At 72.3% G+C, this 9,232-nt stretch carries 10 protein-coding genes; 8 read left to right on the top strand and 2 right to left on the bottom strand.

Translation table 11 applies throughout. From position 1 onward, the window contains the following. Window positions 1–44: 44 nt before the first annotated feature. Complete coding sequence (locus tag ASE25_RS20020; RefSeq protein WP_056827146.1) at window positions 45–800, top strand: YitT family protein; 756 nt, start codon at window positions 45–47, stop codon at window positions 798–800. Between the two features lie 4 nt (window positions 801–804). Here ASE25_RS20020 and ASE25_RS20025 read toward each other — a convergent pair whose 3' ends face one another. Both ASE25_RS20025 and ASE25_RS20030 read right to left on the bottom strand, forming a co-directional pair. After that, window positions 805–1,347 carry a 2'-5' RNA ligase family protein gene (locus ASE25_RS20025; RefSeq protein ID WP_056827147.1) on the bottom strand — a complete coding sequence of 181 codons (543 nt, stop codon included), beginning with the start codon at window positions 1,345–1,347 and terminating at the stop codon, window positions 805–807. Between the two features lie 13 nt (window positions 1,348–1,360). Further along, the gene (locus ASE25_RS20030; protein ID WP_056775868.1) at window positions 1,361–1,987 is read right to left on the bottom strand and encodes a TetR/AcrR family transcriptional regulator; all 627 of its coding nucleotides are present in this window, start codon (window positions 1,985–1,987) and stop codon (window positions 1,361–1,363) included. A gap of 98 nt (window positions 1,988–2,085) precedes the next feature. On the opposite strand from ASE25_RS20030, the gene ASE25_RS20035 reads away from it, so the two are divergent. The 7 genes from ASE25_RS20035 to ASE25_RS20065 all read left to right on the top strand — a co-directional run bounded on the left by ASE25_RS20035 (window position 2,086) and on the right by ASE25_RS20065 (window position 9,226). After that, complete coding sequence (locus ASE25_RS20035; protein WP_020144477.1) at window positions 2,086–3,231, top strand: acyl-CoA dehydrogenase family protein; 1,146 nt, start codon at window positions 2,086–2,088, stop codon at window positions 3,229–3,231. Continuing rightward, entirely contained in the window at window positions 3,231–4,007 is a 777-nt protein-coding gene (locus ASE25_RS20040; protein ID WP_056827148.1) for an SDR family oxidoreductase, read from the top strand. Before ASE25_RS20035 ends, ASE25_RS20040 begins: the two co-directional genes overlap by 1 nt. Before the next feature lie 166 nt (window positions 4,008–4,173). Then, the gene (locus ASE25_RS20045; RefSeq protein WP_056827149.1) at window positions 4,174–5,238 is read left to right on the top strand and encodes an iron-siderophore ABC transporter substrate-binding protein; all 1,065 of its coding nucleotides are present in this window, start codon (window positions 4,174–4,176) and stop codon (window positions 5,236–5,238) included. Then, on the top strand, window positions 5,235–6,281 hold the full coding sequence (locus tag ASE25_RS20050) for an iron ABC transporter permease (RefSeq protein WP_056827150.1): 1,047 nt from the start codon (window positions 5,235–5,237) through the stop codon (window positions 6,279–6,281). The genes ASE25_RS20045 and ASE25_RS20050 overlap by 4 nt, the downstream gene beginning before the upstream one ends. Further along, window positions 6,278–7,375, top strand: coding sequence for an iron chelate uptake ABC transporter family permease subunit (locus tag ASE25_RS20055; protein WP_056827151.1), 1,098 nt, complete (start codon window positions 6,278–6,280; stop codon window positions 7,373–7,375). Before ASE25_RS20050 ends, ASE25_RS20055 begins: the two co-directional genes overlap by 4 nt. Before the next feature lies 1 nt (window position 7,376). After that, complete coding sequence (locus ASE25_RS20060) at window positions 7,377–8,228, top strand: ABC transporter ATP-binding protein (RefSeq protein ID WP_056827152.1); 852 nt, start codon at window positions 7,377–7,379, stop codon at window positions 8,226–8,228. Next, entirely contained in the window at window positions 8,225–9,226 is a 1,002-nt protein-coding gene (locus ASE25_RS20065) for a siderophore-interacting protein (RefSeq protein WP_056827153.1), read from the top strand. Before ASE25_RS20060 ends, ASE25_RS20065 begins: the two co-directional genes overlap by 4 nt. Window positions 9,227–9,232 lie beyond the last annotated feature (6 nt).

Below are 9,232 nucleotides of genomic sequence, written 5' to 3' on the forward strand. Positions count from 1 at the left end.
ACTGGCCCTTAAAAGGCAGTCCACTGGCCGGCATCATGGACGGTATGAGACGTCACGTCCCCCTCGCGAACCTCACGCCGCGCCAGCAGCTGCGCGCCGGCCGCCTCCCGCGCCGCGTCGTCCAGCTCCTCGTGGGACTCGTGCTCTACGGCGTCTCCATGGCGATGATGATCCGCTCGACGCTCGGCCTCGACCCGTGGGACGTCTTCCATGCCGGGATCGCCACGCACGTGCCGCTGACCTTCGGTCAGGTGACGATCATCGTCGGTGCGCTCGTCCTGCTGCTCTGGGTGCCGCTGCGACAGTGGCCCGGTCTCGGCACCGTGGCCAACGTCGTCGTCATCGGCCTCGCCGCCGACGCGGGTCTCGCCCTCATCGCGCCGCCCGAGGCGATGTCGGCCCGGGTGGCGCTCCTCGCGTCCGGCATCGTGCTCAACGGCGTCGCCGGTGGCCTCTACATCGGCAGCCAGCTCGGTCCCGGCCCCCGCGACGGGCTCATGACGGGTTTCGCGCGGCGCACCGGGCTGTCGATCCGGCTCGTCCGCACCACCATCGAGGTCGTCGTGCTCGCGGTCGGCTGGCTGCTCGGTGGACCCGTCGGCCTCGGCACCGTGCTGTATGCCGTGACGATCGGCCCGTTGGTCCAGTTCTTCCTGCCCCGGCTGACCATCGACCTCGGCCCTGCGGGAGCGCCGCCGCGTGAGGACGGCGCCGCGCCCGAGGAGGGCGCCGCCGCGCCCGAGGAGGGCGCCGCCGCCCCCGTGACGCCGACGTCGGCGATGGGCTCGACGACGAGCTGACGTCTCAGGCGCCGGTGAGGCGCCAGGACCGGAGCACCCTGCAGGCGCCCGGCTCGTACCACGCGAGGTCGAGTCGCTCGGCCCGGCAGCGGGCCGGGAGACGGGGAGCGGCCAGCCTGCGGGTCGACTCCTCGGTGACCACGTCGGAAAGGGCGTCGAGCGTCAGGTGCGGCACGACGTCACCGAAGCGACCGGCATACGGCGGGCACTGGGGGAAGGCGTCCCACAGCCGCGAGGTGAGGGCGGCGAAGGGCGCCGACGGCTCGGGCAGCAGGTGGACGATCCCGTTGGGGAAGGTGTCGACGGCCTCGAGCGTGAACGCGAAAGGCTCTGTCGCTGCGGCGATCTCGGCGACGACGTCGAGCGCTGTCTGCGTCAGGGACTCGAGGTCGAGGAACGGCGCGAGCGCCGTGACGTGCGCGTGGACGAAGTCCGGGTCTGCCGAGACGTAGCCGGCGTCGTAGTGCCGCGTGCGGGCGAGGACGAACGGCTCGAGGGCCGGCACCGGCACCTGGAGCACCGAGTGGCCGGTGACGGCTGAGGTCACGATGGGGGCACGCTCAGTGCCCGGCGCCCACGAGCCGCAGCGCGAGTGCGGCGTTCGTCGCGCCGATCTCGGCGGGACTGCGTCGGATCGTCGGGGAGTACCAGCGGGCCACGTCGACGACGATCGAGAGCAGGGCCAGCGCGGTGTCGGCGCTGTCGTCGACGGAGAACGTGCCGTCGGCCACCCCACGGTCGAGGACGTCGCGCACGAGGGAGTCCATCTCCTTGCGCAGCTTGAGGACCTCGGCGTGGTGCTCGGGGGTCAGGTGGTGGTGCTCGTACTGCACGACGCGGGCCACCTGGTACTGCTCGACGTGCCACTCGGTGAAGCGCGCCATGACGGTGACGAGCTCCTCGGCAGGCGTCGAGCCCTCGGCGATGGCCGAGCGCAGGAGCCGCAGCGCGGACTCGTGGCCGCTGCGGCTCAGGGCGAAGAGCAGCTCCTCCTTGGAGCCGAAGTGGACGTAGACCCCGGCGGGCGAGAGCCCGGCCCCGGAGGCGATGTCACGGGTGGTCGTGGCGTGGAAGCCCTTGTCGGCGAACGCGTGGGCCGCGGCCTGGAGGAGCCGCTCGACGGTCGAGGCGTCGGGGTCGGACGTCCGGGCGCCGACGGACGGCGGAGTCGTGGTGGGCTGCGGCACGTTGACAGCATGCCGCAGGGGAGGGAAACTAAGCAAGCGCTTAGTTACCGACGGGTACCAGCGCGTCGCACCCGTGAGCACGCCCGATGGAGGACGTTATGCCCCGCAACATCTACGACGAGGACCACGAGGCGATGCGCGCCTCCGCGCGCGAGTTCGTCGCCCGCACGCTCGCGCCGCGCGCCGAGGAGATGATCGAGGGCAAGTCGATCCCGCGCGACATCTGGCTCGAGGCCGGTAAGCAGGGCTTCTTCGGCCTCGACATCCCTGAGGAGTTCGGCGGCGCCGGCGTCGACGACTACCGCTTCAACGCCGTCGTCGCCGAGGAGATGTCGCGCTTCAACGCCGCGACGAGCTCGTGCTTCGGCATCCACTCCGACGTGTGCCCGCCCTACATCGTCGACCTCGGCACCGAGGAGCAGAAGCAGCGCTGGCTGCCCGGCATGGCGAGCGGTGAGCTCATCTGCGCCATCGCCATGACCGAGCCCTCCGGTGGCTCCGACCTCGCCGCGCTCAAGACGACCGCCGTCCGGGACGGTGACTCGTGGATCCTCAACGGCTCCAAGACCTTCATCACCAACGGCTACCAGGCCGACCTCGTCATCGTGGCGGCGCGCACCGACCCGTCCAAGGGTGCCAAGGGCATCACGCTGCTCATGGTCGAGCGCGGCATGGAGGGCTTCGAGAACGGCCGCAAGCTCGACAAGGTCGGCATGGACGAGTCCGACACGGCCGAGCTCTTCTTCGAGAACGTCCGCGTCCCCGACGAGAACCGCCTCGGCCCAGAGGGCATGGGCTTCATCTCGATGATGCAGCGCCTCCCGCAGGAGCGCGTCGGCGCCGCCGTCTCCAACGTCGCGCACGCCAAGGCGATCCTCGAGGAGACGATCCAGTACGCCAAGGACCGCAAGGCGTTCGGCCAGCCGATCGGCGCCTTCCAGCACAACAAGTTCCTCATGGCCGAGCTCGTGACGAAGATCGAGGTCGCCGAGGCCTACGTCGACGACTGCATCGCGGCCCACGCCGAGGGCAAGCTCTCGGCCGTCGACGCCGCCAAGGCGAAGTGGTGGAGCTCGGAGGTGCAGAACGACGTGCTCGACCACTGCGTCCAGCTGCACGGCGGGTACGGCTTCATGAACGAGTACCGCGTGGCCCGCGCCTGGCGCGACGCCCGCGTCACGAAGATCTGGGCCGGCTCCAACGAGATCATGAAAGAGCTCATCGGCCGGGACCTCGGCTTCTGATGGCGGCCGACGCACGCGGCGGGCGCCACGATGGTGCCGTCGCGATCATCACCGGTGCCAGCCGCGGGATCGGTCTCGGGATCGCCGAGCGCCTCGTCGCCGAGGGGGCCAAGGTCGTCATCACGGCGCGCAAGCCGGACGCGCTCGCCGAGGCGGTCGCCACGCTCGGCGGTCCGGAGCACGCCCTCGGCATCGCCGGCAACGCAGCCGACGAGGACCACCAGGACGAGGTCATCAGCGCGGCGCGCGAGACGTTCGGCGGGCTGCACCTGCTCGTCAACAACACCGGCATCAACCCTGTCTACGGGCCGATGCTCGACACCGGGCTCGACATCGCGCGCAAGGTGCTCGACGTCAACGTCGTCGCCGCCTTCTCGTGGATCAAGAAGGCCGTCGCGGCCGGGCTCGGCGACGAGGCCCATCCGGGGGCGGTCGTCAACCTCGCCTCCGTCGCCGGCCAGGGCGCGAGCGGCGTCATCGGCTGGTACGGCGTGTCCAAGGCGGCGCTCATCCACCTGACGACCGAGCTCGGCTACGAGCTCGGTCCCGACGTGCGGGTCAACGCCGTGGCCCCCGCGGTCGTCAAGACGAAGTTCGCCGAGGCGCTCTACGAGGGGCGCGAGGAGAAGGTCGTCCGCGCCTATCCGATGAAGCGCCTCGGCCTGCCCGAGGACGTCGCGGGCGCCGTCAGCTTCCTGCTGAGCAGCGACGCGTCGTGGGTCACCGGTCAGACGCTGACGATCGACGGTGGCGTCACCCTGGGTGGCGCCCTCTAGGAGATCCGTTCCGCCGCAAGGCGATTCGACGACGACGTATGCCGTCCGGCCCCGTGCGAGCGCACGGGGCCGGACGCATGCCGGGTCGGGTTTGACATCAGTTAGGTGAGGCTTACTAAGGTAAGCCTCACCTAATGTTTCGTCGACTCGACAGAGAGATCCCACCGTGTCGCGACTTCGCACCGCCCTCCTCGCCGCCGTCGCCGCGGCCCTCGTCCTCGCCGGCTGCACCACCGGACCCACCGGGGGCTCCGCCCCGACCCCCGCGGGCGCAGCGGCGGCAGGGGCCGGCGCCAGGGGAGCCGACCCGACGGCATACCCCGTCACCCTCAAGGACGCCTTCGGGACGGCCACCATCACGAAGGAGCCGCAGCGGGTCGTCACCCTCGGCTGGTCCGACGCCGACCACGTGGCGGCGCTCGGGGTGGCCCCCGTCGGTGCCCCCAAGGTGACGTGGGGCGGCAACGCGAACCTCTCGACGGACTGGTTCGACGCGCAGCTGGCCACCTTCGGCGGCACCGCGCCGACACGCTTCGACGACGCCGACGGCAACCCCGTCGAGGAGATCGCCCGGCTGCAGCCCGACCTCATCCTCGCGACGAACTCCGGCATCACGAAGGACGAGTACGACAAGCTGAGCAAGCTCGCACCCGTCGTCGCCTACCCGGAGGTCGCCTACGGCACGCCGTGGCAGGACTCGCTCGAGACGATCGGGAAGGCGCTCGGGCGCTCGAAGCAGGCGGCTGCCGTCGAGGCGAAGACCGTCGCGGCGCTCGAGGCGGCCAAGGCGAGGTACCCGCAGCTCGCCGGCAAGACCTTCATCTACGGCTACGTCGCCCCGACCGACCTGTCGCAGATCGGCTTCTACACCCCGAGCGACCTCCGGCCGCAGATGCTGACCGAGCTCGGCATGAAGAACGCGACGGTCGTCGAGGAGCAGGCCAAGGGCTCCAAGGAGTTCTACCTGACCGTCAGCGCCGAGCGTGCCTCGACGCTCGAGGCCGACGTCTTCCTCACGTACATCACCGAGGACTCCGAGGTCGGGGTCATGAGGAAGGACCCGCTCGTCGGCCAGATGCCCGCGATCAAGGCGGGTGCGCTCGTCGCGACGAAGGACCAGAAGGTCGGTCTGACGATGAGCTCGCCGACGCCGCTGTCCATCCCCTACATGACCCGTCTCTTCGTGCCCCTCGTGGCGGCCGCGGCCGACAAGGCCGACGCCGCCCGATGAGCGCCACCCAGACCGCAGCACGGGAGGAGCGGGTGGCCCCCGGCGAGGCGACCCTCCCCGGGCTCGCAGCCCTCCTGCTCGCCCTGCTCGTCGTGCTCGTCATGGCCGTCGTCGCGTCGATCGTGCTGGGATCCACAGCGATTCCTCTCGGCGACGTCGTGCAGGTGCTCACGGGCCACGGCGACGGCGTGGCCGACAGCGGCATCGTCGAGGCCCGCGTCGCCCGGACGGTCGTGGGCGTCCTCGTCGGTGCGGCCCTCGCCGTCGCGGGCGCGGCGATGCAGGGGCTGACCCGCAACCCTCTCGCCGACCCGGGACTGCTCGGCGTCAACGCCGGCGCCGGACTGGCCGTCGTCGTGGCGATCTCGGTCTTCGGCGTCGGCTCGCTCAGCGGCTACGTCTGGTGGGCGATGGCCGGTGCCGGCCTCGCGGCCGTCCTCGTCCACGCGCTCGCCGGGCTCGCCGGTGGTGGATCGCCCCTGCGCCTCACGCTCGCCGGGGCCGCCGTCGCGGCTGGTCTCGCGAGCTGGTCGTCCGGGCTCCTCGTCTCGAGCAAGCAGTCCTTCGACTCCTTCCGCTTCTGGCAGGTCGGCACCATCGGGGGCCGGGGGCTCGACCTCGTCGTCACCGTGCTGCCGTTCTTCGCCGTGGGGCTCGTCGTCGTCCTCCTCGCCGTGCGCCGGCTCAACGCCCTCGCGCTGGGCGACGACCTGGCCCGCGGTCTCGGCGAGAACGTCATCCTCGCCCGGGCCACCGTCGCCGTCGGCGTCGCCGTCCTCTGCGGCGCCTCGACCGCGCTCGCAGGGCCGATCGGCTTCCTCGGCCTCGTCGTGCCGCACGTCGCCCGCTCCGTCGTCGGCCCCGACCACCGGCGGGTCATCCCGGTGTGTCTCGCCGCCGGGCCGATCCTGCTGCTCGCCGCAGACATCGTCGGACGGCTCGTGGCCCGGCCGAGCGAGGTGCAGGCCGGCATCATGACCGCTGTCATCGGCGTGCCCTTCTTCGTCGTGCTCGTGCGCCGCGGACGGATGGCGAGCCTGTGACCGCCGACGTGCTCACCCCGACCGGGGCCTGCGCCGACCCGCGTGCCGTGGCCGCGGAAGAACCCGCCGACCTCGCCCGCGTCGTGCGAGCCCGCAGGCGTCCCACGCGTCGGGTGCGCCTCGTCATCGCGACCCTCGCGGTGGCTGCCGTCGCCGCAGTCCTCGTCCGCGTGCTCCTCGGCGACTACGTCGTCGCGCTCACCGACCTGCTGCCCATCCTCCGGGGCGAGGCGCTCCCCGACGCTCCGGGCGCCTCCTTCATCGTCATGGAGGCCAAGGTGCCGCGTGCCCTGCTGGGGCTCCTCGCGGGTCTGGCGTTCGGGGCGGCGGGTGCGATGTTCCAGACCACCTTGCGCAACCCGCTCGCGAGCCCCGACATCATCGGCATCAGCGTCGGCGCGTCCGCCGCAGCAGTCATCGCCCTGACCTTCCTCGACGCGCAGGGCCTCTGGCTGCCGGCCGCAGCCCTCGTCGGTGCCGTGGCCGTCGGCCTGCTCATGCATGCCGTCGGTCGGGGGACCACGCTCGCCGGCCAGCGGATGGTGCTCGTCGGCATCGGCGTCGCCGCCCTCCTGTCGAGCGTCATCCAGTTCGTCATGACGCGCACCTCGATCCAGGACGCGCAGGCTGCCCTCGTCTGGCTCACCGGGAGCCTCGCACGCGCCACGTGGCCGGTCATCGGGATGCTCTCGGTCGCGGTGCTCGTGCTCGCGCCCCTGCTCGCGGTGTGCGCGCGGTGGATGCGGCTCGCCGAGCTCGGGGACGACCTGTCGGCGACCCTCGGGGCGCCCGCAGGTCGGGCTCGTCTCGGGCTCGTCGTCGCCGTGGCCCTCGCCGCCGTCGCGACGAGCGCGACCGGTCCCATCGCGTTCGTCGCCTTCCTGGCGGGGCCGATCGCGCGACGCCTCTGCGGTGGGCGCCCCTCGCTGTGGGCGGCGGCGCTCATCGGGGCCGTCGTCGTCGTGCTGTCGGACTTCGCCGGTGACTACCTCATCCCCGACGTCAACCTCCCCGTCGGCGTCGTCACGGGCGCCCTCGGCGCACCCCTCATGCTCGCGGTCGTCGTCACCGCGGGCCGAGCCGGAAAGGCCTGACATGACCTCCACGACCTTCGCCCCCACCCCGGTGGACGGCACGGCCCTGCGTGCCCGCGACCTCACCCTCTCCTACGACGGTCGGCGGGTCGTCGAGCACCTCGACCTCGACGTGCCGGCGGGCAGGATCACCGTCGTCGTCGGGCCCAACGGCTGCGGCAAGTCGACCCTCCTGCGCGGGCTCGCACGTCTGTTGCGCCCCACCGAGGGCAGCGTCCACCTCGCCTCCGACGGCGCCCACGACGACGTCTGGTCGCTGCGGCCCAAGGGGTTCGCCCGCCACGTCGCGCTCCTCCCGCAGAGCCCGCCCGTGCCCGAGGGCATCACCGTCGTCGACCTCGTCGGCCGCGGCCGGCACCCGCACCGCAAACTGGTCCGCCGGTGGTCGCGGGCCGACGACGAGGCTGTCACCAGGGCCATGCGGGCGACCGGGACCATCGAGCTCGCCGAGCGACCCGTCGACGAGCTGTCCGGCGGCCAGCGACAGCGCGTGTGGATCGCCCTGACCCTCGCCCAGGAGACCGACGTCGTGCTCCTCGACGAGCCCACGACCTACCTCGACCTCGCGCACCAGGTCGACGTCCTGGACCTGTTGCGCGACCTCAACCGCAGCCGGGGGACGACCGTCGTCATGGTGCTGCACGACCTCAATCTGGCGGCCCGCTACGCCGACCACGTCGTTGCCCTGCGCGACGGCCGTCTCGTCGGCAGCGGCGCGCCGGCCGACCTCGTCGACGAGGAGTTCGTGGCGCAGGTCTTCGGCCTCCGCAGCCGTGTCATCACCGACCCCGTCACCGGCTCGCCGCTCGTCGTGCCCACCTCCACCCACCACCAGAGCGGAGCCACCTCGTGACCACCACCGCGGTCAGCCCCGTCCTGCTCCTGACCGCCGTCGTCCGACGGGTCGAGCGACTCAGTCCGTCCTTCGTCCGGATCCGTCTGGGCGGCAACGGTTTCGAGCACCTCGGCCCCGAGGGGCCCACGCTCGACCAACGCGTCAAGCTGCTCATCCCGTCGCCGGGGAGGCCGGCGCCGAGCGCGCTCCTCGACCCCGACGGGTGGTATGCCGCGTGGCTCGCGCTGCCGGAGGCCGACCGTGGTCACCTGCGCACCTACACGGCCCGCGGCGTCGAGGGGGAGGGCGACGACCGCCAGCTCGTCGTCGACTTCGTGCTGCACGGTCACGGCCCGCTCGGCGCGGCCAACCCGCTCGGCGCAGGCGGCGCGGCTGCCGGTCCCGCCGGCACGTGGGCGGCGCGAGCCGCCGTCGGCGACGAGGTCGGCCTGCTTGCCCCGCGCCGCGGTCACGAACACGCCTTCGGAGGGATCGAGTTCGACCCGGGCGCCGCGGGGCGACTGCTCCTCGTCGCCGACGAGACGGCCCTGCCTGCGCTCGCGTCCATCGTCGAGTCCCTGCCGGCTTGCACCCGGGGCGTGGCCGTCGTGGAGGTGCCGGACGCCACGGACTTCCTCGACGTCCGCTTCCCGGCCGGGATCGAGCGTCACTGGATCGCTCGCGGGGCCCGCCCCAGGGGCGAGCAGACCCTCGCCGTGCTGCGCGAGCGCCTGGACCTGCACCCGGAGCGTGCCGTCGCCGACGCCTCGTCCCTCGGCCCATCGACCGACCTCGACGACGCCGTGTGGGAGACCCCGGCCCACAGCTCCTCGGGTGACGACGTCACGGCATCCCGGCGGGCGCGGCCACGACCAGGCGATCGCGACACGTATGCCTGGGTCGCCGGCGACTCCGACACGGTCAAGGCCTGTCGGCGCCTCCTCGTGGGCGAGGGAGGCATGCCCCGTCCGCAGGTCGCCTTCATGGGGTACTGGAAGCAGGGACGCTCCGGCTGAGCAGCG

Origin of the sequence: Terrabacter sp. Root85 (assembly GCF_001429185.1) — a bacterium.
GTDB lineage: Bacteria > Actinomycetota > Actinomycetes > Actinomycetales > Dermatophilaceae > Terrabacter.

What these genes read in the sequence shown, in the direction of transcription:
- ASE25_RS20040 (WP_056827148.1), top strand. Translation starts at nt 3,231, where the DNA reads ATGGCGGCCGACGCACGCGGCGGGCGCCACGATGGTGCCGTCGCGATC.
- ASE25_RS20060 (WP_056827152.1), top strand. Translation starts at nt 7,377, where the DNA reads ATGACCTCCACGACCTTCGCCCCCACCCCGGTGGACGGCACGGCCCTG.
- ASE25_RS20035 (WP_020144477.1), top strand. Translation starts at nt 2,086, where the DNA reads ATGCCCCGCAACATCTACGACGAGGACCACGAGGCGATGCGCGCCTCC.
- ASE25_RS20020 (WP_056827146.1), top strand. Translation starts at nt 45, where the DNA reads ATGAGACGTCACGTCCCCCTCGCGAACCTCACGCCGCGCCAGCAGCTG.
- ASE25_RS20050 (WP_056827150.1), top strand. Translation starts at nt 5,235, where the DNA reads ATGAGCGCCACCCAGACCGCAGCACGGGAGGAGCGGGTGGCCCCCGGC.